General features: G+C 66.5%; 20 protein-coding genes. 14 read left to right on the top strand and 6 right to left on the bottom strand.

The genetic code is table 11. The annotated features are described in order from the left end of the window. Positions 1-44: 44 nt before the first annotated feature. Entirely contained in the window at positions 45-1,688 is a 1,644-nt protein-coding gene (eccE, locus tag CH262_RS13110; RefSeq protein WP_179274981.1) for a type VII secretion protein EccE, read from the bottom strand. Positions 1,689-1,867: 179 nt separating this feature from the next. Between eccE and eccB the strand changes: the two genes are divergently transcribed. Next, the gene (eccB, locus tag CH262_RS13105) at positions 1,868-3,322 is read left to right on the top strand and encodes a type VII secretion protein EccB (protein WP_094717718.1); all 1,455 of its coding nucleotides are present in this window, start codon (positions 1,868-1,870) and stop codon (positions 3,320-3,322) included. A gap of 22 nt (positions 3,323-3,344) precedes the next feature. Here the strand turns inward: eccB and mycP are convergent, their stop codons facing one another. The 3 genes from mycP to CH262_RS13090 all read right to left on the bottom strand — a co-directional run bounded on the left by mycP (position 3,345) and on the right by CH262_RS13090 (position 7,397). Next, entirely contained in the window at positions 3,345-4,763 is a 1,419-nt protein-coding gene (mycP, locus tag CH262_RS13100) for a type VII secretion-associated serine protease mycosin (protein ID WP_179274980.1), read from the bottom strand. Continuing rightward, positions 4,724-6,280, bottom strand: a complete 1,557-nt coding sequence (gene eccD / locus CH262_RS13095; protein ID WP_094717717.1) for a type VII secretion integral membrane protein EccD — start codon at positions 6,278-6,280, stop codon at positions 4,724-4,726. Before eccD ends, mycP begins: the two co-directional genes overlap by 40 nt. A gap of 127 nt (positions 6,281-6,407) precedes the next feature. Next, positions 6,408-7,397, bottom strand: coding sequence for an LLM class flavin-dependent oxidoreductase (locus CH262_RS13090; protein ID WP_032388205.1), 990 nt, complete (start codon positions 7,395-7,397; stop codon positions 6,408-6,410). Positions 7,398-7,607: 210 nt separating this feature from the next. Between CH262_RS13090 and eccCa the strand changes: the two genes are divergently transcribed. The 8 genes from eccCa to glmM all read left to right on the top strand — a co-directional run bounded on the left by eccCa (position 7,608) and on the right by glmM (position 17,032). Continuing rightward, positions 7,608-11,594, top strand: a complete 3,987-nt coding sequence (gene eccCa / locus CH262_RS13085; RefSeq protein WP_094717716.1) for a type VII secretion protein EccCa — start codon at positions 7,608-7,610, stop codon at positions 11,592-11,594. 32 nt (positions 11,595-11,626) lie between these two features. Further along, positions 11,627-13,105 (top strand): type VII secretion-associated protein, encoded by a 1,479-nt coding sequence (locus CH262_RS13080; protein ID WP_179274979.1) that lies wholly within the window; start codon positions 11,627-11,629, stop codon positions 13,103-13,105. Positions 13,106-13,265: 160 nt separating this feature from the next. Beyond that, complete coding sequence (locus tag CH262_RS13075) at positions 13,266-13,631, top strand: WXG100 family type VII secretion target (protein ID WP_027496342.1); 366 nt, start codon at positions 13,266-13,268, stop codon at positions 13,629-13,631. A gap of 64 nt (positions 13,632-13,695) precedes the next feature. Further along, complete coding sequence (locus tag CH262_RS13070) at positions 13,696-13,977, top strand: WXG100 family type VII secretion target (protein WP_032365622.1); 282 nt, start codon at positions 13,696-13,698, stop codon at positions 13,975-13,977. Between the two features lie 111 nt (positions 13,978-14,088). Next, entirely contained in the window at positions 14,089-14,430 is a 342-nt protein-coding gene (locus CH262_RS13065) for a TraR/DksA family transcriptional regulator (protein WP_027496343.1), read from the top strand. 184 nt (positions 14,431-14,614) lie between these two features. After that, positions 14,615-15,058: a 50S ribosomal protein L13 gene (rplM, locus tag CH262_RS13060; protein WP_027496344.1), complete on the top strand. Its 444-nt coding sequence runs from the start codon at positions 14,615-14,617 to the stop codon at positions 15,056-15,058. Then, positions 15,055-15,579, top strand: coding sequence for a 30S ribosomal protein S9 (gene rpsI, locus CH262_RS13055; RefSeq protein WP_027496345.1), 525 nt, complete (start codon positions 15,055-15,057; stop codon positions 15,577-15,579). The genes rplM and rpsI overlap by 4 nt, the downstream gene beginning before the upstream one ends. A gap of 106 nt (positions 15,580-15,685) precedes the next feature. Then, a complete protein-coding gene (glmM, locus tag CH262_RS13050) occupies positions 15,686-17,032 on the top strand; it encodes a phosphoglucosamine mutase (RefSeq protein WP_094717714.1) in 1,347 nt (448 codons plus the stop codon). Between the two features lie 21 nt (positions 17,033-17,053). Here glmM and CH262_RS13045 read toward each other — a convergent pair whose 3' ends face one another. Further along, positions 17,054-18,094, bottom strand: coding sequence for an LLM class F420-dependent oxidoreductase (locus tag CH262_RS13045; RefSeq protein WP_027496347.1), 1,041 nt, complete (start codon positions 18,092-18,094; stop codon positions 17,054-17,056). A gap of 150 nt (positions 18,095-18,244) precedes the next feature. Between CH262_RS13045 and CH262_RS13040 the strand changes: the two genes are divergently transcribed. Both CH262_RS13040 and CH262_RS27565 read left to right on the top strand, forming a co-directional pair. Continuing rightward, positions 18,245-18,550, top strand: coding sequence for a type VII secretion target (locus CH262_RS13040; protein WP_032388209.1), 306 nt, complete (start codon positions 18,245-18,247; stop codon positions 18,548-18,550). Beyond that, a complete protein-coding gene (locus tag CH262_RS27565; RefSeq protein ID WP_094717713.1) occupies positions 18,547-20,445 on the top strand; it encodes a hypothetical protein in 1,899 nt (632 codons plus the stop codon). The genes CH262_RS13040 and CH262_RS27565 overlap by 4 nt, the downstream gene beginning before the upstream one ends. A 282-nt stretch (positions 20,446-20,727) precedes the next feature. Here CH262_RS27565 and CH262_RS13030 read toward each other — a convergent pair whose 3' ends face one another. Continuing rightward, positions 20,728-21,588 (bottom strand): dienelactone hydrolase family protein, encoded by an 861-nt coding sequence (locus CH262_RS13030; protein ID WP_027496351.1) that lies wholly within the window; start codon positions 21,586-21,588, stop codon positions 20,728-20,730. 99 nt (positions 21,589-21,687) lie between these two features. Between CH262_RS13030 and glmS the strand changes: the two genes are divergently transcribed. From glmS to alr, 3 genes are all read left to right on the top strand, one after another. Beyond that, positions 21,688-23,550 carry a glutamine--fructose-6-phosphate transaminase (isomerizing) gene (glmS, locus tag CH262_RS13025; RefSeq protein WP_094650141.1) on the top strand — a complete coding sequence of 621 codons (1,863 nt, stop codon included), beginning with the start codon at positions 21,688-21,690 and terminating at the stop codon, positions 23,548-23,550. A 52-nt stretch (positions 23,551-23,602) separates the two neighbouring features. Beyond that, positions 23,603-25,036, top strand: a complete 1,434-nt coding sequence (locus tag CH262_RS13020) for an NAD(P)H-hydrate dehydratase (protein ID WP_094717712.1) — start codon at positions 23,603-23,605, stop codon at positions 25,034-25,036. Positions 25,037-25,112: 76 nt separating this feature from the next. Continuing rightward, positions 25,113-26,315 carry an alanine racemase gene (alr, locus tag CH262_RS13015; protein WP_179274978.1) on the top strand — a complete coding sequence of 401 codons (1,203 nt, stop codon included), beginning with the start codon at positions 25,113-25,115 and terminating at the stop codon, positions 26,313-26,315. Positions 26,316-26,317: the final 2 nt, after the last annotated feature.

Here is a 26,317-nt window from a genome sequence, read left to right as displayed (position 1 = left end):
GTGTCGAGCGCGCGGGCGCGCGTCCCGTACCCCGGCTGACACTGTCAGACTCGGACGGCGGGTCGAAGACTTCTCGGTCGACCGATGAACGCCGTTTCCTGCGGAATGGTGACCAGCGTCAGTTCGATGTCGATGGGACCCGAACGCACCCGAATACGGTCACCCGACGCACGCGGCTGAACGATCGACAGTGTCGCGGCGAATCTCTGTCGGGACGGCCCGGGTGCCGCCGGATCATGCGGCGGTTCGTGCTCGGTCAGCAAGATCACAGTGACGCCGGGGACAGATTGGTGATCGAGCGAGATGGAGCCGTCTGCGAAGTCGACCACGACGACGTCGTACGAGGGCCGCACCCGAGTGTGGTCGCTGTCGACCAGAAACCGCTCGGGCTCCCCGATGGCGTCGCGGAGGGCTCCCCAGGCGTGCGGTCTGTCCGTTCTGACGACAACTCGCGCTCCGATCGCCACGGCTCGGAACAGAAGTTGTTGGGCGAGGTAGAGCTCGCCCACGATGCTGACCCGCGGCAGGTTCGCCCCGAAGATCCGCACTGCCACACCGTTTCCGTTCGTATCCGATCCCAGTAGTTGGCCGCAACCACTCACCGGGAACGCCCAGGCCTGCAGTGCGGAGGTCGAGAGGGTTCCGACCGGCATCACTGCCGAGTGTGTTGCCACAGCCAGTGGCAATTGGGCGAGAATGCCGTCTCGTTGACGTCCGGCCATCGAGGTCAGTGAAGCAACATCGGGCCTCGAGATTGCCTCTCGCGCAGCGAATCTGCACGACGCACGAACGCGGACGCGGCTCGGCTCGTCGGTGGGGCGCATGTGAACGGACATGGTCGTACCCAGCGACGGTGTCGCCCACAAGGCCGAAAGATCGTCGACAGTGATTGTGCTGCAATCGATTCCGTAACCCGTACTCGCGACGCCGGGCAATGGAGCGTAGGACCACACCTGAGTCAGGTCGTCGGTGTCGACACCCCGGCTCAGGTGCAATGCCGCGGCTCGGAGTTCCGTGGCCGTCGACAGCCGTGTGGACAGTCCATGAGATTCCAAGGCGCGTGCAATGCGGAGGGCTGCAACGACCGCGGTTCGGGCCGCCCCCGTCCGGCCCGTGCCCCTCGCTGCCATCGCCCGGGCGTTGGCCCGTACGTCCAGAGTGACGGACACCCACACCGTCCGTTGCGCGACGGCGGGCAACGGGCCGATGAGGCCCTCGTACACGTCGGTGGCCACCGAACCGTCGGCGGTTCGAAACCCGAGCGCGACGATGTCGATTGCGGCAACCTCGACGTCGTGCTGCCGAAAGCACGACGTCAACGCCTCGATGGGCAGCGTGTGTCGTGTGTCGGCTCGCGTTCGCGCCAGCACCGTCGTGTCGTGTTCCGGTGCAATGATCTCCACGGTGCACGTGACGGTATCGCGCTGCCAGTGCACACCGACGGGCCGGCCGTCGGGGTCGACATCTTCTGTTGTCACCCCGACGGCAGGGACTCGGCCGGATCCGAAGCGTAGAGCGACGACCAGCCAGCCGGCGATCGACGTTCGCCGAAAGGCGACGAACGGTACGAGCGACACCGTCGCTGCGGCGGTGAGCGTCCACTCGACGGGCACGTCGGCCGCGAGTAGTGCGAGAGTTGTTGTTAAAGTAGCTATTTCGGCCGCGAGCAACCCTCGAACAGTTGGCACGGCGAACGACACGACCGACGTGCGCCGTCGTCTCCTCGAACGCGTCATCACATACCCTCCCCCCGAAGGTTGCAGCCCGATCGATCGTCGCCGACGCGGTCGCCGATGGGTGCGGACGAACTGTACTGTGTCGCGTGACCCGATGGGGGATCGGGTCGGCACAATCCTGGGGAGGAATCGTGGCATCTACTCCGACGACGAAATGGCAGGTCGGCGGATACCGCTTTCTCGTCCGACGAATGGAACATGCCCTCATCAGGCGCGACGCGCGGATGCTGCACGACCCGATGAAGTCGCAGTCGCGCGCGCTCATGGTGGGTGTCGTCGTCGCATGCGTGGGTCTGGCGGGCTGCGCTGCACTGGCGCTGTTTCGGCCTCAGGACAAGATCGGCGACGCGTCGATCGTGGTCGGTAAGGAGTCGGCCGCCATGTTCGTCAGCGTCGACGGCGTGTTCCATCCGGTGCTGAACCTTGCTTCGGCGCGTTTGATCGTGGGAAGGCCCGACAACCCTGTGACGGTGAAGGAGTCGGAACTGGCGTCGCGACCTCGCGGTGCGCTGGTCGGAATTCCCGGTGCCCCGTCGGCGCTGCCGCACGACCCGGACGGCGAGGCCGAGTCGTGGACCGTGTGCGACACCGTCGATCCGATCGCCGGCGTCACGTCCACGACAGTGATCGTGGGGGAGCCCCGCTACGGCGAGAACGCGGCTGCGCTCGGCCCATCCGAGGCATTCCTGTGGACTTCGGGCGGTGCGGCGTATCTCGTCCACGACGGCACCAAGTCGCCGGTCGATCTGGCGGACAGAGCTGTCGTTCGTGCGCTGGGCCTCGAGGATGCGACGCCGACGCCGGTCAGTGCCGGTCTGCTCAACGCGGTACCGCAGTCGCCTGCGGTGACGGCTCCGTTCATAGCGCGAGCGGGTGAGATCCCCGCCTACCCGTTCGACAACCGGCCTATCGGCTCCGTGGTCAAGGTTGCCGGCCGCGACGTTCGGTACTACGTCGTGCTCGAGGACGGCATCCAAGCCATCAGCGAAACCGCAGCCCTACTCGTCAAGTTCGCCGACTCGCAGGGCAGCCCCGACATCGCGGCCGTCAATCCCGACATCCTGGCCGACGCTCCCAAGACGATGTCCGGGCTCGACGTATCGACCTTTCCACCGACGACTCCCGACATCGTCGACTCGGGTCAGAGGCCCGTCGGGTGTCTGACCTGGTCACCACTCGATGTCGCCGACGGTGGTCCGACTGCGCAGCTGGTCGAATCCGCAGGACGGTCGTTGCCACTCGATACCACCGCTTCACCGGTGGAACTGGCTCAGGCGGACGGCGGCGGTGATGCGGTCGACCAGGTCCATCTGTCGCCGGGTAGCGGCGGATTCGTTCGAAGCACCGGTATCTCGACGGCCAGTACCCGTCAGGACAGCGTCTTCTTCGTCGCCGACACGGGAGTTCGCTACGGAGTCGAGGGTGCGGATGCAGCGTCGGCATTGGGCTTCGGACTTCCGGCTCCTGCACCGTGGCAGATTCTGCAGTTGCTGGGCAGCGGGCCGACTCTGGGGCGTGGTCAGGCGCTGACCATGCACGACGGGGTCGCGGCGGACCCGCAGGCAGCCGCGCTTCCGTCCAAGTAGTCCCGGTGAGTGGGCGAGCCGATCACAGTCGTCGGCGCAGGGGAATGGAGACTGCCGTTCCGAGGCCCAGAATCACCGCGACCACTACCGACCCGGCCACCGCCGCATCGCGGGGCCGATGATCGACGGCGAGCGGTGGGAGCGGCGCACCGATCGCGACCGCATCTGCGGGGACGGTTCGCTGCGTCGGTGTCACGACGTCGGTTACTGCAGCGAGTGGATCGACGACACCGTGGCCGACCGACGGATTCCATCCGTCGGCCGGCGCATGAGCTGTTCGCTCGATGCGGTCGATCACTTGGAGAGCGGACAGATCGGGCCTGTACGCCCGCACCAGTGCCGCTGTCGCAGCGACGAGCGGTGCGGCGAAACTGGTTCCGGTCATCGGTACTACGCCGTCGGTGCCCCGAATGCCGTTGGCCAGGCCGTTGCCCGCCGGCGACAGCGACGTCATGTTGGAGCCCGGAGCAGCCACGTCCACCCATGGTCCGGCCAGGCTGAACGACGACGGCGAACCGTCCGACTCGACCGAACCGACGGTCAACACGTCGTCGAACCAGGCAGGTGTCGCGATGGTCGCAAACCCTTCCCACGGGTCCGCCTCGGGCCGGACCGGGTCGGGCATGGGGTTCTGTGCCCTGCACGCGTCGCTCCCGAAGTTGCCCGCCGCGGCGACGACGACGACGTTTCTCTCGCGAACGGCGTACTGCACTGCTGCGCCGAGTGGGCCGTCGGCGACGCCTGCGCCGGCCGGTACGCACGCCACTTCGGAGATGTTGATGACCGATGCGCCTGCGTCGGCGGCCGTCCGGATTGCCATGGCCATCGTCCGTACGTTTCCGTACCCGGCAGCGTTCTCGGGTTCGGTCGACTTCTCCTGGTCGGTCCTGTTGTCCACGACTTGAAACACGTTGCTGGACTGACGGATCGACAGGATGCGGGCGTCCGGAGCGCCGCCGGCGAAACCGCTGCCCGAGGCCGTCTGCGCGGCGATGAGACCGGCCACCATCGTGCCGTGCGCGTCACAGTCGAACAATCCGTCGGCGGTGCCGACGTAGTCGCCCCCAGGAATCAGACCCGGCAGACGTGGGTGAGGCGTGACGCCCGTATCGATGACGGCAATCAGTTGACCGGCTCCGCGAGTGATCGGCCACACGGACGCGAAGTCGAGTGCCTGTTGCGCCGTCGGAATTTCCTGGGCGTCGATCGTTTCGGAGGGGACGGCGCACGCGTTCTTCTGCTCGGTCGGTTCCAAAGGCGCGGGAGGGCTGGGCGGTGGCAGTTGCACCGGATCGATGAGCGGGCGTTCGGCGTGCGCGAAGGACGGTCCCATCAGTGCTTCGTAGGTGAGGGTCAGGACGGTGAGCGCGGCAACGGTGTGCGCACGACGCCGGCGCGCGGTCACAGTCCGCGGACGACGCTGTACAGACCGCACACCCATACTGCGATCGGAATGACGAGGGCGATCGCGGCGTATTCCACCAGTTCGGCCGATCGCCGCATCACCGGCGAATAGTTGCGGGTCGGAACCAGGGCTCCGAACACGGATGCGACGACGGCGGCGGCCAACGCCGCGCCGAACAACTCGAGTGCACGGTCCGGAAATGTGATCACTGCCCCGACCGAGAGCGAGAACAGGACGACCGCACCACCACCGACGAGTGGGACGGCATGTGTCACAACGGCATACGTGCGTCCGCGCAGAAGTAGCACCAGCGCGCACAGTGCGGCGAGGGCGATGCCGGGCCACCCGGAACCGGTCGCGGTGTCGCTCGCCGCCGCAGCGAGTACTCCCATCACCACCACGATCGTGAACGCCGTGAGCAATCCCGTCAGGTAGCTCCGTGCGCGCGTGGCTGCCACCTGCAGATCTGCGAACGACATCGAATCGAGCTCCGCCTCCTGGGGGGTGTCCAGTGGGGCACCGGCGGTGGGAACCGGAGGCAACGGAAGCCGCGCCTGCATCATCGACAGTCGGGCCGACACGGCGATTCCGGTCAGACCTACCAGTGCTGCGACGGTACCGATGGCCGCCGGCGTCATCACGGTGAACAACGCGCAGACCGCCGCGGCGAACGCCGACACTGCCAGCACGATCGACCCGGTGAACACGGCGAGCCCGGCACCGCCGATTCGCAGAGACAACAGCGCGATCGAGCCTGCCATGGCCGAACCCAACATCACGTGAGCTGCCCCGAACTGGCCGGGCACGAACAGAGTTCCACCGGTGAACATCAGCGCCGACGCGCATCCCCCGAAAAGCACCGCGACGGCCACCTGCTCGTACAGCCGGCCGAGGATCATCCCCGCAACGGCGAACAGGACCGCGGCCGTGACCGCGGCGACTGCCTCGACCGGGCTGCTCGTGTTCTCGGCACCGGATCGAACCGGGTCACTCAGAACGATTCCGCAGGCGAGCAGCACCGTCGAGCCCGTGATGATCGAACCGACCGTGCGTGCAGTACGCGCGGTCCACTGAGCAACGTCGTCGGTGCCGGAACGGGCCACGGCATCCATGAGATCGTCGAACAACGGAGTCGGTGCCGGACGCTCGGCGACACCCAACACGAGCAGGTCGCCGTCACGTACGCCCAGTTCCGACAGTGTGGACGTCGACGGTAGCGGCGGGCGTCCGATACGGGACAGCGTCCAGGCCCCCGACAACCCGTCGGATCCGGAGTCCGCGGTCCGGCTCCCGACCGGACCCGGTCCTTCCGCAGGCTCCGCTCGTGACGCGATCATGTCGACGATCCCCGGAATCAACAGCGACACCGGAACGTCCACGGGCAGTGCCATATCAACCTGGGTCGACCTCGCCGACACCGTCAGCCGGCACACGTCCTGGGCGAAGACGGCACGCAGCCCCTGCGCACGTCGGGCCGGGTCCGATGCGATGGTCGGTTCGGCTGCGTCGGACGGTGTGTTCGTCGTTGCGGGACGGCTGTCGGCGCGTGTCATGGATATCCCCCCGGATGCGTGCAGTGCACTGTCGATGCCCGCCCCCCGGGCATCGTGCGTCCACACCCTACGACATCACGCCGACACTCGACCGCTCGTCGCCTCCGCCGAGACCTGCTCGCAGCAGTCAGGCAGGAACCAGCTCGCTCACCTGGGCCAGCAGCTCGAACGACCTGAGCCAGGATCGACGATCGGAGACGCCCGAGGCGACGATCAACTCGTCTGCTCCCGTGCGTTCGGCGAATCGGTCGAGGTACTCCCTGACCATGTCGGGCGTCCCGACGGCCGAGTACTTCGTCATCTTCGAGATCTGTTGCCCCGCGGGTGCTTCCAGCACCATGTCGGCTTCCTCGTCGGTGAAGGTGCGACCCCGTCCGAGCAGCAGGCTCACGCGGCTTCTCTTGGTGCGGAGGAACTGGGCCTGAGCCTCGGCGACGGTGTCCGCGGCGATCACGTTGACGCCCACGATGAGGTGAGGTTCGGACAGCTGCGCCGACGGACGGAAGTCGCGGCGATAGATCTCCACGGCCTGTTCGAGTGCGTCGGGTGCGAAATGCGACGCGAATGCATACGGCAGGCCGAGGGCTGCCGCGAGCTGTGCGCCGAAGAGCGACGATCCGAGGATGTACAGCGGCACCTCGGTGCCGGCACCCGGCGTGGCACTGACCCCGGGGACGAGGGACTGGTGAGACAAGTACCCCTGCAGCTCCTGGACGTCCTGGGGGAATCTGTCCGAGGACGCGGGGTCGCGGCGCATGGCGCGCATGGTCACCTGGTCGCTGCCGGGGGCGCGGCCCAGTCCGAGATCGATCCTGTCCGGGAACAACGTGGCCAACGTGCCGAATTGCTCGGCGATGGTGAGCGGCGCGTGGTTGGGAAGCATGATCCCGCCGGAGCCGAGTCGAATTCGCTTCGTGTGTGCGGCCACGTGCCCGATCAACACCGACGTCGCCGACGATGCGATCGTCTTCATGTTGTGATGTTCGGCGTACCAGATGCGCTGGTAACCCCAGTTCTCGGCATGCTGGGCGAGCGTCACGCTGGCGTCGAAACTGTCTCGGATTGTTTCGCCCTCGCCCACGTGTGCGAGATCGAGGATGGACAGGGGTACGGACACGGAAGCCGACCTTTCGTTCGTCGAACATGTGCGGCCTTGGAGCCGCATTCTTCGTTCAACCGAATGCGGTGCCGTTCTATTTCTGTATCCCGATGCTTCGACGCAACGGTGGACCCTCCGGTTGTGCATGCGTTAGCCTGTCGTCCACGCGGCCTCGGGGGGAGGTCGCCGCGAATGCAGTTGTGGGGGCGCGGCCGTGGGGGCTGATCGATGAGTACCGTGCGCTTCGTTCGCAGCGCGCGCCGGGAAGTACCTCGGTCACCGGGCGGCGAGGTCGTACTTCAACCGCCGCCTCCCGTGCCGCGCGCGGTACCCGGCAATCTCCTGATGAAGCTGATGCCGCTGGTGATGGTCGCCGCCATGGTCGGAATGGTTGCGCTCATGTTCACTTCCGGTGCGGCAGCGAACCCGATGATGTTGATGTTCCCAGCCATGATGCTGATGTCGATGGTGGGCATGTTGGCCGGCGGGGGCAAGTCCGGGGGAGCCCGTACCGCCGAGGCGAACGAGGACCGTAAGGACTACCTGCGGTATCTCGACCAGCTTCGACGAGACGTCGCCGACACCGAGCGAGATCAGCGCAGGGCACTCGAGTGGAGCCACCCGGATCCGGGCACTCTGTGGTCGACGGCCGGAACGCAGCGTATGTGGGAACGTCGGCCTCAGGACGCCGACTTCGCCCACGTGCGGGTCGGGCTCGGCGATCAGCGTTTGGCGACCCGACTCGTGCCTCCCGAGACCGGACCTGTGGAAGAGCTGGAACCGGTGTCCGCGGTGTCGCTGCGTCGATTCGTGCGAGCACACTCGGTGGTGGCCGAGTTGCCGATTGCCGTGTCGCTGAGGGGATTCGCCGCTCTGTCGATAGCCGGGGATCGCGATGCCGCTCGTGCGATGGTGCGCTCGATGGTCGCCTATCTCTGTACCTTTCACGGACCGGACCACCTCGCGGTTGCCGTCGTCTGCGGCCCCGACACCGTGGAGCAGTGGGAATGGACCAAGTGGCTGCCGCACACACAACACGACGTGTTGCGAGACGGTGCCGGTTCTGCGCGAATGATCTTCGGCAGTGTCCTCGAGCTCGAGAGCGCGCTGGGGGACGTCCTGTCGATGCGGAATCGCTTCGCACGTGGGGCGGTGAACAGTGGGGTCACGCAGTTGGTGATCGTGGTGGACGGCGGACTGGTTGCCAACCGTTCGACCGACCTCACCGACACCGGCCTCGATTCCGTCACCATCGTCGACCTGTCCGGGTTGTGCACGCGACTGGCGGCAAGTCGCGGGCTTCAGCTGGTGGTCGAGAACGGCTCGATCGGTGCGGTCAGCGGCACGGCAGTCGAGGTCTTCGCTGTGGCGGACGCGATGAGTACCACCGAGGCACACGCCGTTGCTCGACGCCTTTCTCCGTATCGCGCGCCGTCGTCGCCCTCCGCTGTCGATACCGTCACCGACGACGGGGCCGCAGTGTCGGGATGGAACAGCCTCGTCGGAATAGCCGACGTCGGTGCGCTCGATACGGATCGAGCGTGGACAGTGCGTCGCGGTCGAGACCGGTTGCGGGTACCCATCGGCGTCGCACCCGACGGCAGCGCGGTCGAGATCGATTTGAAGGAGTCTGCCGAGAACGGCATGGGTCCACACGGATTGTGCATCGGCGCAACGGGTTCGGGTAAATCGGAGTTTCTGCGTACCCTCGTTCTCGGGTTGGTGTCCACCCACGCCCCGCAGCAGTTGAACCTGGTACTGGTCGACTTCAAGGGCGGGGCGACCTTCGCAGGGCTCGAGGCCGCGCCGCACGTTGCGGCCGTGATCACCAACCTGTCCGAGGACCTGGCTCTGGTCGACCGGATGCGTGATGCCCTCGCCGGCGAGATGAACCGTCGGCAGGAGTTGCTGCGCTCGGCCGGAAACTTCGCCAATGTGTCCGACTACGAGAAGGCGCGCGCAGCGGGAGCTGCTCTGGCACCGTTGCCCGCTCTGTTCGTGGTGGTCGACGAGTTCTCGGAATTGCTCAGTCAGCAACCGGAATTCGCGGAATTGTTCGTGGCTATCGGGCGGCTCGGACGTTCGTTGCACATGCATCTGTTGTTGGCCAGTCAGCGTCTGGAAGAAGGCAAGCTGCGCGGACTCGACAGTCATCTGTCCTATCGAATCGGTCTGAAAACGTTCTCGGCCAACGAGTCACGTTCCGTTCTCGGTGTTCCCGACGCGTACCACCTGCCTGCCCAGCCCGGTGCCGGCTATCTCAAGTGCGATTCGGCCGAGATCGTCCGCTTCGCTGCGGCCTACGTGTCCGGACCGTACGTTCCGCCACGTTCGAGTGCGGGGGCACCCGCCGCGCAGGGCGTCGATATCCGTCCGAGGCCGTTCACCGCATATCCGGTCATGGTCGATCCCGTCGAGAACGACGTCCGTGTCGAGCCGGTGGTCGAACCGGATCCGGTCGAGAACGACGACACCGGCGCGACCGTTCTCGACGTCGTCGTCGGCCGAATCGCAGGCCGCGGTATGCCGGCCCACGAGGTATGGCTACCGCCGTTGGACAAGGCACCGACACTGACCCGCTTACTGCCTCGGTCGGTACTGAGCGGCGGCGTCGATGCGCTGAGCACACTTCGTGCTCCGATCGGCATCATCGACAGGCCGTTCGATCAGCGGCGGGATCTGCTCACCGTCGACCTGTCCGGTGCAGCCGGGCACGTCGCGATCGTGGGGGCTCCGCAGTCGGGGAAATCGACGGCCCTTCGGTCGCTGATCATGGCTCTGGCGATGACGCACACACCCGCTCAGGTTCAGTTCTACTGCTTGGACTTCGGGGGTGGAACGCTGGCCGGGTTGGCCGAACTACCGCACGTCGGATCGGTGGCCAACAGATTGGACGTCGACCGAGTGCGCCGGACCGTGGCCGAGGTCGCGGCTGTCGTTCGTCAGCGGGAGAAGACCTTTCGAGATCGCGGCATCGATTCCATGGTCGAGTTCCGGCGGCTGCGGGCGATGCAACCGGTCGATGCGAACGACCGGTTCGGCGACGTCTTCCTGGTGATCGACGGATGGCAGTCCATCAGATCCGACTTCGAGAGTCTCGAACAACGGATCGCGACGCTGACGACCCAGGGACTGGCATTCGGTCTGCACCTCGTTCTGACGGCCTCTCGCTGGGCAGAAGTGAGGCCCGCGACGAAGGATCTGATCGGGACCCGGCTCGAGCTGCGACTCGGAGATCCGTCGGACTCGGACATCGGCCGAACGAAAGCCGCCAGTGTGCCGCAGGGCCGACCGGGCCGGGGCATGACCAAGGACGGTCTGCACCTGCAGATCGCACTGCCCCGGGTGGACGACCGTCGATCGGTGGCCGACCTGTCCCGAGCTGTGGCAGAGTCCGTCACCGCGATCGCCGCAGCGTCCACGGGGCCGCCTGCCCCGCCGGTCCGCATGTTGCCGGAGATGCTCGAACGGTCGGAGGTGCTCGATCGACTCGGTGGCACCTGGCCTCGCGACCGCGGTACCGTTGCAGAACTGAGAGTTCCGATCGGCATCGACGAGGCCGAGCTGGCTCCGGTGACGGTCGACTTCGCCGAGAACCCACATTTCGTCGTCTTCGGCGACAGCGAATGCGGGAAGACGTCCCTGTTGCGGGGGATCTGTCGATCGTTGGTCGATGCGAACCCACCCGATCGGGTGAAACTGATCGTGGCGGACTACCGTCGAACTCTCTTGGGCACAGTCGATTCCGAGCATCTGGCCGGTTACGCGGCCGCGCAGGCGACGTTGACGGCGATGATCGTCGATCTCGCAGACAGAATGAGCAGGCGCATGCCGGGATCGGACGTGACCCAGCAGCAACTTCGCGAGCGGTCGTGGTGGGACGGGCCCGAGGTGTTCGTCGTCGTCGACGATTACGACCTGGTGGCCACGGCGTCCGGAAACCCGTTGTCTCCCTTGGTCGAGCATCTGCCACACGCCCGGGACATCGGACTGCACCTCATCGTGGCGCGTCGCTCGGGCGGGGCGGGGCGGGCACTGTTCGACCCGGTGATCGGGCGGCTACGCGACCTGGTGACTCCGGGATTGGTCATGAGCGGGAGCCGAGACGAGGGGAGCTTGATCGGCACCGTGCGTCCGAGCCCGATGCCGCCCGGACGTGGAGTGTTCGTCGATCGGTCCGGCCCCGCGCTCGTGCAGCTCGGACACTCGAGTTGACGAGGCCGCAGTGGCGTTACGCGGCTGTGCATTTGAGTCATTCGGAGATTTCTGTCGTCGCGTCCGGTGCGACGCTGCAGGGTCCACGCGAACACGTCGGATCCGCATACGCGGTATCGGAGGGTGGTCGTCTCGTCTTCGGGCGGGCGGGCGCGGACACCGAGGTCCCTCCGCTGCTGTGTCTCGACGATCGATCGATCCTCGTGGGCGGCGCAGTGTGGGATCGCGGCGAAGTCCTGCACGGGATCGTGTGGTCGGCGCTGCAGGGAGCCGGGATACACGACCGACTCGATCTGCTCGAGATCGCGTATCCCTCGACGTGGGGCGACGAGCGTCGAGAGCTCCTCCGAGCCGTGTTCGCCACGTCGGCGAGCGAGGTCGTCGTCGTGGAGACGGCGATCGCCGCGGTCGCGTCGGCGGGAGAACGCGCACCGGCTGCTGCGGTGGTGATCGAAGTGGGCACTCTCGACACGACGGTCGTTCTGGTGGACGAGGCAGGAACTCACGGCGGCGACATCGGTGCAGTACTTGCTGTCGGAGAACGAGACGACAGCTGGCGACGACGAGCCGACGACTACCTTCGATCGTCGGTGTCGCAATGTCCCGAGGACATTTTCATCGTGACGGAGTCGGGTTCGAGCTCGAGCCCCGCTGCGGAAGATCCGGCACGATGGCTGACCGGTCTCGACGTGGCCAGGTCTCTGTATCGACGTGCGGGAGCGGAGGTGGAGACTGCCCCGCCAGGTCGAGCCGCGGCAGGGCGCTCGGCGGCATGGCTCGACGAAGTGACCGTCGCGGTGCCACCTCCGCGAAGAAGCGGATTGCCGGTTCGAGTGTTCGGTGCGGTGGCCGCATCGGTCATCGTTGCCGGTGGTGTCGTTGCACTGACGTTCGTCCTTCGGTCTCCGGAAGAGGTGGCCGTCGCGACCTCGCCGCCGTTCGCGGTGCCTGCCACCCAGGCGGCATCGGCGACCGAAGCCACCTCCGCGACCGAAGCCGCCCCCACGACCGAAACGACCCCCACGACCGAAACGACCTCGGCGACAGCAGTATCGGCGACGAGCGAGTCACCGTCGGTGATCCCGTCGGCGACGTTCGTCTCGGGCCGGGCGTCGCTGCGACTACCGGCGACCTGGACCAGGATGGAGGACCCGGCCCGGATGGTGTTGATTCCGCCGACAGCACCCGAGCGTCGCATCGTCGTCACAGTGCAGGAACTAGTGCCCGGCGCGACGCTCGAACAGGTTGCGTCCGAGCTCGGTGCGGCAGTCGACGCGCGTGGACCCGACTCCCCGATCGGATCGCTGGAGCCTGCCCGTGATTTCGGAGGTCGGGTGGGGATCTCGTACGTCGAGCGGCCGGCCGATGCGTCCACTGTGTTGTGGCGTGTGCTCGTCGAATCGGCAGTGCAGGTGAGCATCGGTTGTCAGTTCGAGGGACCGGACTCGTCCGCGATCGACACCGAATGTGATCTGGCCACCCAGACTCTGGAGATCGTGCCGATGCGTTGAGGCCGCCGCGCAGATTTTCACCGTATGCCGGAACCGAACCGAGGGGTGGCTGCGTCCAAGGAGATGTAGGGGAGTGAGCGGGCCGCACGCGGTCCCTCGGTCGAGCGTCATGTGCGCCGCGGGCGTACGTGAATACGAAAATCGAAGCAGAGGAGTCGAAGTGGGATATCCAGGGGGACCGGAATCTACGGGTTCGTCGAACGGCGTCACCGTCACACCGCAGGAGCTCGTTGCTGCCGGGGCGACGATCGAGGGCCTGAGCGTGTCGATCGATGCGTCCAACTCGGCCGTGCGTTCCATCGTCGAGCAGACCGCCGAGGCGTGGGTGGGCAAGGCCGGCAAGTCGTTTCAGGATGTCATGTCGCAGTGGGACACCAGTGCCCAGAAGATGCGCAGCGCGCTCGAGCAGATCTCGGCGGACATCAAGACCAACGGCCACGGCTACTCCGATGCGGACGACGACAACGTGGCGGCTGTGAACCAGGTGGCGGGATCGCTCGGTTCGGGACTGACCACGTTCAACTGACGGCACGACCGGCCACCGAACGACCGACCACACGACCGAGCTCTATTTAGGAGACTGATTCGACATGAAGTACGACTTCGCTCAGATCGCGGCGTTGACCGAGGCGATGAACAAGCAGGCGAACGTGACCAAAGACCTTCTCGCCGACGTGGACGGCACTGCGAAGAGACTCTACGAATCGTGGGAGGGCGACGCGATGACGTCCTACTACGAACTCCAGCGTCAGTGGAACTCCGCATCCGACGAGCTCAATCTCATTCTGTCGAGCCTCGTCGCGGCCGCCCGCACCGGCGGCGAGGCCATGCACGGGGTGGAGATGGCGAACAAGGCGCGCATGGCGCGCTGACCGTCGACCACGAGCGTCGTATGCCCCGATCGGCACTTGTCGGTCGGGGCGTACGACTGTCGAGGGGCGCGGCACCTGGCGCGGGTTGTGGTGGCGGTGTGTACTGGACGGATGACGGATTTCGGGACGGCGATCGATGCCGAGCGTTCTCGCGCCGAACACCGCCTGCACTCCCTTCGCGACGAGCTCGCGTCGGTCATCGAAGGCAGCCGGTGGACCACCGACGACGACGAACACGACCCGGAGGGTTCCACCATCGCCTTCGAGCGTGCCAAGATCGCAGCCCTGATCTCCGACACCGAGTCCGAGATGCGCGAGCTCGACGCTGCGTCCACGCGGTGGGATCTCGGTACGTACGGCACGTGTGAGCGGTGCGGTGAGTCGATACCGGCCATCAGGCTCGAGGCATTACCGGCGGCCCGCCGCTGTGTGCGGTGCGTTCGCCTGTCTTGAGTCGGTCTTCTGCGTCGGAGGCGTTTTGACCTGGGCACCGGCTCCCGGTATCGTCTCCCGTTGGCGTGTATGGGCTCGCCGCATTTCTTCGATGCGCAGAGCTCTTGTCCTCGGGTCTCAACTGGCCGCCGAGGGCATCCACACGTCTTGGCCAGCAGCGACATCATGAAGACAGGAATTTTCTGTGTCTACTTACGCCCCGAAGGCCGGGGACACCACCCGGACGTGGCATGTGATCGACGCCACGGACGTCGTGCTCGGACGCCTCGCCGTCCAGGCCGCGACACTGCTCCGCGGTAAGCACAAGCCCACCTACGCACCCAACGTCGACGGTGGCGACTTCGTCGTCATCATCAACGCCGAGAAAGTTGCCATCAGTGGCAACAAGCTCGATGGCAAGTTTCACCACCACCACTCCGGCCATCCGGGCGGTCTGAAGTCGCGCTCGACGCGTCAGGTGCTCGAGAACAACCCCGACCGTCTCGTGGAGAAGGCCGTTGTCGGCATGATCCCGAAGAACAAGCTCGGAAATGCCATCGCGAGCAAGCTGAAGGTCTACGCGGGACCGAACCACCCGCATGCCGCTCAGCAGCCCGTTCCGTTCGAGATCAAGCAGGTGTCCCAGTGACGGCGCCGGAGGGAAATGACGTGACGTCGCAGGAGAACATCGAAGAGATCGCCGCCGACGAGTTCGTGGCAGTGGAAGATCCCGAGGTGGCCACGGAAATCGAAGCTGCCGCAGCTCCGGCCCCCATCGTGTTCGATCGCCCGATCCAGACCGTCGGCCGCCGCAAGGAAGCCGTCGCTCGTGTTCGGTTGTCCTCGGGCACCGGTGGATTCAAGCTCAACGGCCGCACCCTCGAGGATTACTTCCCGAACAAGGTGCACCAGCAGCTGATCAAGGCTCCTCTGGTGCTGGTCGACCGCGCAGAGTCCTTCGACATCGTGGCACTGCTGCACGGTGGCGGACCGTCGGGACAGGCAGGCGCGCTGCGTCTGGCCATCTCGCGTGCGCTGATCGAGCTCACCCCGGACGATCGCCCGGCTCTCAAGGCCGCCGGCTACCTCACGCGTGACGCGCGTGCGGTCGAGCGCAAGAAGTACGGCCTGAAGAAGGCCCGTAAGGCGTCGCAGTACTCCAAGCGCTGACGCGTCTTACCCGTTCCATCCTCGAGGGCAGGCTCCAGCAAGATCGGATGCCTGCCCTCGAGGCATTTTCCGACGATGTTCTCTCTGTTCGAAGGGGTCTTCATTCATGGCGCGATTGTTCGGCACCGACGGAGTGAGGGGACTCGCAGGCGGGGTCCTGACGGCAGAGCTCGCCATGACCATCGCCCGGGCTGCCGCCGCCGTGCTGGCACCGGATGACGACGGTGGTCGACGGACAGCGGTCGTCGGCCGTGACCCCAGAATCAGCGGTTCGATGCTCGGTGCCGCAGTGTCGGCCGGGCTCACTGCCTCGGGTGTCGACGTGATCGACGTGGGCGTGCTGCCGACCCCCGCGGTCGCCTACCTCACCGGCGAATACGGCGCGGCGCTGGGCGTGATGATCTCCGCCTCGCACAATGCGATGCCCGACAACGGAATCAAGATCTTCGCCGCAGGCGGGCACAAGCTCGACGACGACATGGAAGATCGCATCGAGGCGTTGCTCGGGGTGGACGGCCGCACCGAGAAGCCGGTCGATGTGACCGGCGCTGCCATCGGTCGCATCGACGTCGCTCCCGACGCTGCCGAGCTCTATGCCGGGCACCTCGTCGCACCGCTCTCGCACCGACTCGACGGTGTCACCGTCGTGGTGGATTGCTCGCACGGTGCAGCCTCGACGGTCGGACCGGAGATCTACCGCCGGGCCGGTGCGACGGTCGTGGCGATCAACGCCGAGCCCGACGGGCTGAACATCAACGACGGGTGTGGTTCGACGCACCTGGAAGGGCTGCAGAAGGCTGTCGTCGAGCACGGGGCCGACCTCGGGATCGCGCACGACGGCGACGCCGACCGCTGCCTCGCGGTCGATGCCTCCGGTGCGGTGGTGGACGGGGACGCGATCATGGCTGTGCTGGCCATCGCGATGAGTGAGAACGGCACGCTGACCGACAACACGTTGGTCGCCACCGTCATGAGCAACCTCGGGCTCCACATCGCGATGCGCGAAGCGGGAATCACGTTGCGTACCACCGCAGTCGGTGATCGATACGTCCTCGAGGAGTTGCGCCGCGGAGGGTACGCACTCGGTGGTGAGCAGAGCGGACACGTCGTACTCCCCGCGATCGGGACGACCGGCGACGGGATCGCGACCGCGCTGCGTGTGATGGAGCGGATGGCCCGGACCGGACGCACCCTGGCGGATCTGGCGTCGCCGATGCGCACGCTGCCCCAGGTGTTGATCAACGTACGTGTCTCGGACAAAGCTGCGGTGGCGTCGGCACCGTCGGTGTCGGACGCCGTGGCCGTCGCCGAGCTCGAGCTCGGCCAATCGGGGCGAGTTCTGTTGCGTCCCAGCGGGACCGAACAGCTCGTGCGAGTGATGGTGGAAGCGTCGGAACTCGACGTCGCGACCCGGCTCGCCGAGGAGTTGGCGGGCCGGGTCGCGGCGGTCTGATCGTCAGGCGGTGTCCGATCGTCAGGCGGTGAGTTCTCGCAACGCGGTGAGCTGCGCGACGCGTCCTGCGGTGTCCTCGGCCAACGGTGCGACGTTGAGTGTCGTCACGCCGGCTTCGGCGAAGGCTGCCACGCGCTCCTTGACGTAGCTCTCCGGTCCGATGAGATTCACCGAACGTGCGAGCTCGTCCGGAACCGCCGCCGCTGCTTCCTCTTTCTTGCCGGCGAGGTACAGATCCTGAATCTTCTCGGCCTCGGCTTCGTAGCCGTAGCGCTGAGCAAGGGAGTTGTAGAAGTTCTTACCCTTGGCCCCCATGCCGCCGATGTAGAGCGCCAGGTGCGGCTTGACCCAGGGGAGGTACTTGTCGGCGTCCTCGCCGATGGCCAGGGTGGGACTGGCGAACACCTCGAGTTCGCCGAGTGACGGATCGCGTTTGGCCTTGCCTGCGGCCAGCGATTCGCCCCACACGTCTGCTGCCTTCTCCGGGAAGTAGAAGATGGGCTGCCAGCCCTCTGCGATCTCTGCGGTGAGCTCGACGTTCTTCGGTCCGAGAGCGGCGATGACGACCGGAATGCGTTCGCGCACAGGGTGATTGATCAGCTTGAGTGGCTTGCCCAAGCCGGTTCCCTTGTCCGCCGGCAACGGGATCTGGTAGTGCTTGCCCTGATACTGCACTTTCTCTCGACGCCACACCTGGCGGCAGATCTCGATGACCTCACGGGTTCTGGCGATGGGTGCGTCGTACTTGACGCCGTGGAAACCCTCGACGACCTGTGGCCCGGATGCGCCGAGTCCGAGAACGAAGCGCCCGTCGGAAACGTAGTCGAGGCCGGCGGCCGTCATGGCCGTCAGCGACGGCGTTCTCGTGTAGATCTGGAAGATGCCCGACGCGATCTTGATCGTGCTCGTCTTGGCCGCAAGGAACCCGAGTTGACTGACGGCGTCGAAAGAATAGGCCTCGGGCACGAAGATGATGTCGAGGCCCGCCTTCTCGAGTTCGGCTACCTCGGCAACGGTCTCGGTGAAACCACCGCTGTAGTTCAGCATCGTTCCGATGTGCATGGGACTCCTCGTTCTCGAGTAGCTGGTGGAGCTGCTCGGTTGTCTGTTACCGACGTTTCGTATCGGGACGTTACCGCTCGCCGGGGAACCGATGGGAGTCGGCGCACGTCATAGAGGGAAAGGGGCACTTCGAGCGGGAACGGGCGGGCGATGAGCGACGGATTCTGGGTGGACGCGGTCCGCGTGCGCGAGGTGGCGAACTCGATGACGGCGTCGGCGGAGGCCCTGGGCACGGCAGCCGATTCGATCGCATCACCGGGATTCGGTACCGCCGCCGCAGGACGGAACTACGGCGACCTGGGCGCGGCCTATCTCGACGCCCACTCCGGGCTCGGGCGAGCCGTCGGGGTGTGGCGATCGTCGGTCGACGACATCGCGGATGCCCTCGTCGCCGCGATGAGCGCGTACGACATACAGGACGACGCCGGTGCCCACGCGATCGACTCGTTGCGGTGACTGTTTCTTCCACCTCGCCCGCCGAGGCAGCATCGGTCGACGAGATTCTCGACGCCAATGCCGTCGGGCTGCTGTACTTCGAGCGTTTCCTGCCGTTGGCCGAGCGCGTGCCCGGCAGCGTAGTCCCGCGCTACGACGAGGTGTGTGCACGGTACGACGAGCAGCGCGGCCTCAACCTGGATGCTTTGACGTCCGACGCAGATGCGGTCGGGGCGATGGCTGCGGCGCTGAGCGAAGAATTGGACGAGCAGGCGCAGCTCCTGATCGTTCTTCGACTGCGGTGGCACGGTGACGCCGGTGAGACGGCCCAGCGATATGTGGCCACCGAGCAGGAGAGAGCAGGAGTGCTTCTCGACTCGGTCGAGGATGCGCTGCAGACGATGTACGCGGCTGTGGACGTACTGCGTGAGGCTGTGACCGACAAGGCCGAGCTCGTCGGAAGCCTCGATACCGACACCGTAGAAGGACACGATCCCGACCGAATCGATGCGCTTCTGCTGGCCTCGGGCGTCGAGTGCGTTCCGGTCGACCGGGCAACCGTGTTCGCCCGCCTGGCACCGGCGTTTCCGGAATGGGCCGAGCAATTCGCGCGAGGAGACGTATCGGACGAGTTCGCAGCCGAGGTCGCCGACCGGTCTCGAGAATGGATCGAGGGCGAGTTCGTGCCACATGTGCAACGCACGTGTGCCGCAATGTCGTCTGCCTGCACGGCCACGGACACGGCCGTTCGAGAGTGCTTGGCCCTGGTGGTGAAGGTCATCGAGGAAGTCGTCCACCCCGTGTTCGACGAGCTCGACGAGCGCAGCTGGGTGCCGCTGGTTGTTTCCGAGCACTCGAGCGAGCGGTCGTCGCCCGAGAACTCCCCAGCGGCGGTCACGGCCGGAGCCGGGGGAGAGGCAGCCGTCACCGGACCCACATCGACAGCCCAACCTCCGTCCGAGGTGCCGGCCTCGGCTCCGCCGGCGCAACCGGCACCTGCTCCGGATGCACGTGCCACCGGTCCCACGGCGTGGGGCGAAACCGAGAACGACAATGGTCGTGAAGACAGTCGGGTCGATGCAGTCGCCGGCATTGTCGACGGCATTGTGGACGACATCGTGGACCGGGTTGTCGAGGCGCTCGGTGACACGACCGGCGACGGGAGTGTCAGCGACGAGACCGATGCCGACCCCACCGCAGAATCCGGCCCCACCGCAGAACCCAACCCCGCCTCAGAACCCGACCCCACCGCAGAACCCAATCCGACTGCAACGCTCGATGATCCGCCCGCTTCGATCCCGTCGCCGGAATTCGGTGATGCATCGAAGGTCGTCGGCGAGCGCGGCCATCTCGAGGCCGAACTCGACGGCCATCGTGCCCGTATCGCGCTCGAACACGATGGGGCCGTATCGCTTCGACTCGAGACACCGGGCCTCGGGGTGCGCACGTTCGAGTTGCGCGTCGGTCCCTTCGGATTGCCGGAGATCGTCGAAGTTCCCGGGACCGTCGATCCGAGCGGTGTCGGGGTGTCGAACCGGTCTTCGGCGACCGTGGAACCGCCGGAGCCCGCCGCGGGGGATCGAACCACACCCGATGCAGAACCCGAGATCGAACCGGCACCTCCTTCTGCCGAGTCCGGCGCTCCCGAGCCGAACACAGCGACCTCACCGCCGGTGGATGTCGCACCGGCCGACGAGCCGCAGGTGGGTAGTGAACCGACGGACTTGCAGCCCGCATCGACCGCGGACACCCTGGAGGTATGCGTTCCTGAAGCTTCGGGCGAGGAGCGCTCCGTCCGGCAGGGCTCGAACGAGACTCATGAGGTACCTGCAGCTCCCGTGGCCCCTCCGGTCACCGAACCTCAGCCCAGCTCGGCGGGGTCCGGCGCGGGCTTGAGCGAGGCGGGTGCACTGTGAATCCGGACCCCGCGTGGCGTCGTGAATTGCACCGTATTCGCGACGCGCATCGGTCGGCGATGGCGGATGCCGCCGAACGGCTACGAAATCCAAGAGAACCGGTGAGAACCCATGTGGGACAGGGGGTTTCGAACCCATTGAGCGGAAGCGACACTCGGTCGGCGGCGGGCTCGGTCTTGCGCCCGGCTCACCTGGATCGGCGGCACGGCGCACCACACGTCGAACCGGACCCCGACGAGCAACCCCGATCGTGGCTGGTGTGACGACGCCGAGCCCGGTGGGTCAGCCGCGACCCAGCAATGCCTTGATCGACGCGGTCGCCTTCGGCTTGGGCTGCTCGGTCAGCGGCGCGTGAGGATCGACAGCACGGGTGCCGGCGATGTCGCCGTTCGTTCCGGCCAATTCCTCGTAGTCGGAGTCACCGGTCAGGTGGTAGAGCAGAAATGCGGTCAGTACAGCGCGGGTGCGTTGCTGGGTCTTGCGGTCGGAGCTGTTGACTCCCAGTGCGCGGAGCATTCGCCGGCCTTCGACGAATCCGTCTGCCGTCGAGCCGTCGATCCGTCGGAGGACGGATGGTCCGTGCCAGGCCTGGGCGAGAGCCAGTGAATTGTCGTTGAGCGAATCTGCGTTCGAGCTGTCGCCGACGACCAGTCCGGGCACGTCGAGGCCTGCGGCGGCGTCCTCGGACGACGGTGCCGTCGGTGCCGGAAACAGGGCGGCGACCGCTTTGACATCCGGTCGTCGGGAGGCAGCGAGTACGGCGGTCCCGGCGCCCATCGCGTGACCGACTGTGGCCAAATTCTCGGGATGCACGCTGATGTTGCCCGAACCCAGGCGAACGCCGGTCATGATGTCGAGCACAGTGCCCAGGTCGGTGGCGAGTCCGCGGTGCGAGGGCACGAGGCCACGCTCGGTGTCGGGTGCTGCCACGACGAACCCCCACGACGCCAGGTGCTTCAGGGTGTCGGTGTAACTGCCGGGGCGCAGCATCCAACCGTGCGCGAACGCCACACCGGGCAGGCCGAAGCCTTCGGCCGGGGTGTAGACGACGCCAGGTTGCCCGGCCAGGGCCAGGTTCCCTCTGAGTACCTTGTGCGGGCCACGCTTGGAGAGAGCAGATGCCAGCTTCTTCGGTTTCGCCACGAGAGATGACGCTACCGAATGTGCTCGGGTATGGGGACGCCGGACACGGCGACCTGAGCGAATGGGTCGTGCGCGTCGTGCCGAGTACCCTGATGCACCATGTGCGGAATCGTTGGATATGTCGGCCACCGCCCAGCTTTGGGTGTGGTGGTCGAGGCGCTTCGGCGTATGGAATATCGGGGCTACGACTCCGCAGGAATCGCGATACTGGACGGCGCGGGCTCTACCGCGGTGGAGCGCAAGGCCGGGCGGCTGGCAAACCTCGAGGCCGAATTGGACGACATCGGCACCGATACGTTCGTCGGGACCACCGGCATGGGACACACGCGGTGGGCGACGCACGGGCGTCCGACCGACCGCAACGCTCACCCACATCGCGACGCGTCCGGAACGGTGGCGGTGGTGCACAACGGCATCATCGAGAACTTCGGTCCGCTGCGTGCCGAACTCGAAACGGCGGGTGTGGAGTTCCTGTCCGACACCGATACCGAGGTCGCTGTCCACCTCGTCGCTCGGGCATACGCGGACGGGCCTACCGCGGGCGATTTCGTCGCCAGTGCGAAGGCGGTGCTGCGTCGCCTCGAAGGTGCGTTCACGCTGGTCTTCACTCATTCCGATCACGCGGACACGATCGTCGCGGCTCGTCGTTCCACGCCTCTGGTGCTCGGAGTCGGCGACGGCGAGATGTTCCTCGGGTCCGATGTCGCAGCATTCATCGAGCACACGCGCGACGCCGTCGAACTCGGGCAGGACCAGGTCGTCGTCATCACGGCCGATGGCTACGACATCAGCGATTTCGACGGCAACGAGGCGCAGGGGCGTCCGTTCCGGATCGATTGGGACCTCGCGGCCGCCGAGAAGGGCGGCCACGACTACTTCATGCTGAAGGAAATCCAGGAGCAGCCCGCCGCCGTGGCCGACACGTTGCTCGGCCACTTCGACAATGGCCGGATCGTGCTCGACGAGCAGCGTCTCTCCGATCAGGAACTGCGTGACGTCGACAAGGTGTTCGTCGTCGCCTGTGGCAGTGCCTACCACTCCGGTCTGCTCGCCAAGTACGCCATCGAGCACTGGACGCGGCTGCCGGTGGAAGTGGAACTGGCCAGCGAGTTCCGCTATCGCGACCCGGTACTGGATCGGTCGACCCTGGTCGTTGCGATCTCGCAGTCCGGCGAGACCGCCGACACCCTCGAAGCAGTGCGGCATGCCAAGGACCAGAAGGCGCGCGTTCTTGCGGTGTGCAACACCAACGGCTCGCAGATTCCCCGCGAGGCCGACGCAGTTCTGTACACGCGTGCAGGTCCGGAGATCGGCGTCGCGTCGACCAAGGCGTTTCTCGCCCAGGTGACCGCGAACTATCTCGTCGGCTTGGCTCTGGCGCAGGCGCGCGGTACCAAGTACCCGGACGAGGTGGCGCGCGAGTTCGCCGAGCTCGAAGCGATGCCGGAGTTGGTGCAGCGGGTGCTCGAGACGGTCGAGCCGGTGCGTGCGCTCGCGCGCGAGCTGTCGACGTCGTCGACGATCCTGTTTCTCGGTCGACACGTCGGTTACCCCGTCGCTCTCGAAGGCGCGCTCAAGCTCAAGGAGCTCGCCTACATGCACGCGGAGGGATTCGCCGCCGGTGAGCTCAAGCACGGTCCGATCGCGCTGATCGAGGACGGCGTTCCGGTCATCATCGTCATGCCGTCGCCGAAGGGCCGTGCGGTGCTGCACTCGAAGATGCTCAGCAACATCCGCGAGATCCAGGCCCGCGGCGCTCGGACGGTCGTCATCGCGGAGGAGGGCGACGAAGCGGTCCGGCCTTTCGCGGACAGCCTCATCGAGATCCCGGCGGCGTCGACACTGCTGCAGCCGTTGCTCTCGACGATTCCGCTGCAGGTCTTTGCAGCCGAGGTCGCTCAGGCACGCGGCTACGACGTGGACAAGCCGCGAAATCTGGCCAAGTCTGTCACGGTCGAGTAGTAGGACCGGCGGGGCTCGACACACACGACGGCACGAGTGGGAGGACCTCGGCATGCGCGGCTACTACACACCCGAGCAGATCAGGAACGCCGAGGCTCCGCTGCTGCAATCGTTGCCCGACGGCACGTTGATGCGCCGCGCTGCGTACGGCTTGGCCTCGGTGGTGGCGCGCGAGCTCTTCTCGCGAACCGGCGGCGTCGCGGGGCGACGAGTACTGATACTGGTCGGATCGGGAGACAACGGCGGAGACGGTCTGTGGGCAGGTGCGTTCCTGCGCAGGCGTGGCGTCGCGGTGTCCGCGCTGCTGCTCGATCCGGACCGTGCGCACACCGAAGGTCTTGCGGCCCTGCGAGCCTCGGGGGGACGGGTCGTCACGGAGCCGGACGATCCGGACCTCGTCATCGACGCCATCGTCGGGATATCAGGGAAGGGTCCGCTACGTCCCCACGCTGCCGGGATGGTCGACCGGATCACCGCGCCCATCGTCTCCGTGGACATCCCCAGTGGCGTCGATGCAGAAACCGGTGAGGTGTCGGGACCGGCGGTGACCGCCGATGTCACCGTCACGTTCGGCGCTCGCAAACCGGTGCACGTGTTGGCCGTACCTCGTTGTGGCCGAATCGACGTGATCGACATCGGGCTGACCCTGCCGTCGCCCGAGATCGAGTCCTTCGAACCGGCCGACGTAGGCCGAATCTGGCCGATTCCCACCGCGTCGGACGACAAGTACTCGCAGGGAGTCGTCGGCGTGTTGGCCGGCAGCGCCACGTATCCCGGGGCCGCGTTGCTGTGTGTCGGCGCAGCCGTCGCCGCCACGTCCGGGATGGTTCGGTACGTGGGAAGTGCCGGCGCAGAAGTGGTCTCGCACCACCCGGAGGTCGTCGTCGCACCGGATCTGGATGCAGCGGGGAGGGTGCAGTCGTGGGTCGTCGGCCCCGGCTTCGGCACGGACGAATCCTCGGCGGACATCGTGCGTCGAGTTCTCGAATCGAATCTGCCGGTGGTCGTCGACGCCGATGCATTGACGATCCTCGCGGACAACGAGCAGTGGGCCGTCGATCGCACTGCACCGACGCTGTTGACCCCGCACGCCGGGGAGTTCGCCCGCCTGACCGGATCGGAACCCGGTCCCGACCGCGTAGCGGCCGTACGAGGCCTCGCCGCTCGGTGGGGCGTCACCGTGCTGCTCAAGGGCCGCGCGACGGTCGTCGCCGACTCGGACGGCACCGCGTTCGTCAGTGACGCGGGCGGATCCGCCGCGTCCACCGCCGGATCCGGGGACGTGCTGTCCGGCGTCCTCGGTGCCCTGCTCGCAACCGGAATGGCACCGTCGACCGCGGCCGCGTGCGGGGCCAAGGTGCACGCACTGGCCGCAGCCCATGCCGCGCACGGAGCCGATGGCGAATTCGCCGCCCCGATCTCGGCGACACCGTTGTCGAACAGCCTGCGAGAAGCCATCCGGACGGTCCGCTCGGTCGCTGTCTGAGCTGCACCGGGCTCGCCGGCCGACCTGACGGTGTGTCATGAGTTGTGCCACCTGATCCGTGGTGTGTGCGGCAGGGATGGCACTATCGAATGTTGTGACTATCGGTAACGGCGACGTGGAGACCGATCCGCGGACGGATTCGGGTGCTCTGGCAACCGTCGATCTCGATGCCGTGGCCCACAATGTCCGGGTTCTGCAGAAATTCGCAGGCAACGCCGCCGTGATGGCCGTCCTGAAATCCGACGCCTACAACCATGGGGCAGGCCCCGTGGCACACGCTGCCGTCGCGGCCGGCGTGCACGAATTCGGGGTCACGACCATCGGCGAGGCCCTCGAATTGCGCGCAGCCGGAATCACCGTGCCGGTGCTGGCGTGGCTGCACCGGGCCGATTCGGACTTCGGTGCTGCGATCGCCGAGGAAATCGGAGTCGGGGTGTCCACGGCCGGCCAGCTCAATTCGGTGATCGCCGCAGCCAGGCAGACCGGTCTCACCGCCGACCTCTCGCTCAAGATCGATACCGGCCTCAATCGCAACGGCGTTGCGCGGGCGGACCTCGATGTCGTCCTGGACGCCACCGCGTCGGCGGTCGCCGAGGGGTCCGTGCGATTGACGGGGATGTTCTCGCATCTCGCCTGTGCCGACGAACCGAATCACCCGGCCAACGACGCCCAGGCAGAGCGGCTCCGCGACGCTGTTGCCCGCGCCGGCCGGCGCGGTATCTCGCCGGCCGTCGTGCATCTGTCCAACTCGGCGGCAACGCTGACCAGGCCGGACCTCGGTTTCGACATGGTGCGTCCGGGTATTGCGCTGTACGGCCTGTCGCCGGTGCCCGATATGGGAGATTTCGGCTTGCGTCCGGTCATGACATTGTCCGCGCAGGTGGCCCACATCAAGAAGGTGAACCGAGGTGAATCGGTGTCGTACGGATACACCTGGACAGCTCCGACCGACACGGTGGTCGCACTGGTGGCGCTGGGTTACGCCGACGGGGTCGTGCGCCGACTCAGCGGTCGTTTCGAGGTGACCATCGACGGCCGTCGTTACCCGTCGGTGGGGCGCGTGTGCATGGACCAATTCGTCGTGGATCTCGGCGGCGACAGCTCGGGTGTCGCCATCGGCGACGAGGCGATACTGTTCGGGCCGGGGGACAGTGGAGAGCCGCACGCTCAGGATTGGGCGGATGCGCTCGACACCATCGGCTACGAGGTCGTCACCGGCGTTCGTGGACGTGTTCGACGTCGTTTCGTCGGCACGCGCTCAGGGGAGGCGACGAAGTAGGC

This window comes from Rhodococcus sp. 05-2255-1e (assembly GCF_002259025.1).
In the GTDB taxonomy this organism is placed as follows: Bacteria; Actinomycetota; Actinomycetes; order Mycobacteriales; family Mycobacteriaceae; genus Rhodococcoides; species Rhodococcoides fascians.
The sequence above is the reverse complement of the archived record's forward strand: the minus strand, read 5'-3'. Positions and strand labels throughout refer to the sequence as shown.

Excerpts from the sequence above, each read along its gene's own strand:
- eccD (WP_094717717.1), bottom strand. The coding sequence starts at position 6,280 with ATGACACGCGCCGACAGCCGTCCCGCAACGACGAACACACCGTCCGAC.
- glmS (WP_094650141.1), top strand. The coding sequence starts at position 21,688 with ATGTGCGGAATCGTTGGATATGTCGGCCACCGCCCAGCTTTGGGTGTG.
- glmM (WP_094717714.1), top strand. The coding sequence starts at position 15,686 with ATGGCGCGATTGTTCGGCACCGACGGAGTGAGGGGACTCGCAGGCGGG.
- CH262_RS13045 (WP_027496347.1), bottom strand. The coding sequence starts at position 18,094 with ATGCACATCGGAACGATGCTGAACTACAGCGGTGGTTTCACCGAGACC.
- eccCa (WP_094717716.1), top strand. The coding sequence starts at position 7,608 with ATGAGTACCGTGCGCTTCGTTCGCAGCGCGCGCCGGGAAGTACCTCGG.
- alr (WP_179274978.1), top strand. The coding sequence starts at position 25,113 with ATGGCACTATCGAATGTTGTGACTATCGGTAACGGCGACGTGGAGACC.
- CH262_RS13065 (WP_027496343.1), top strand. The coding sequence starts at position 14,089 with ATGACGGATTTCGGGACGGCGATCGATGCCGAGCGTTCTCGCGCCGAA.
- CH262_RS13040 (WP_032388209.1), top strand. The coding sequence starts at position 18,245 with ATGAGCGACGGATTCTGGGTGGACGCGGTCCGCGTGCGCGAGGTGGCG.
- mycP (WP_179274980.1), bottom strand. The coding sequence starts at position 4,763 with ATGGGTGTGCGGTCTGTACAGCGTCGTCCGCGGACTGTGACCGCGCGC.
- CH262_RS13070 (WP_032365622.1), top strand. The coding sequence starts at position 13,696 with ATGAAGTACGACTTCGCTCAGATCGCGGCGTTGACCGAGGCGATGAAC.
- CH262_RS13020 (WP_094717712.1), top strand. The coding sequence starts at position 23,603 with ATGCGCGGCTACTACACACCCGAGCAGATCAGGAACGCCGAGGCTCCG.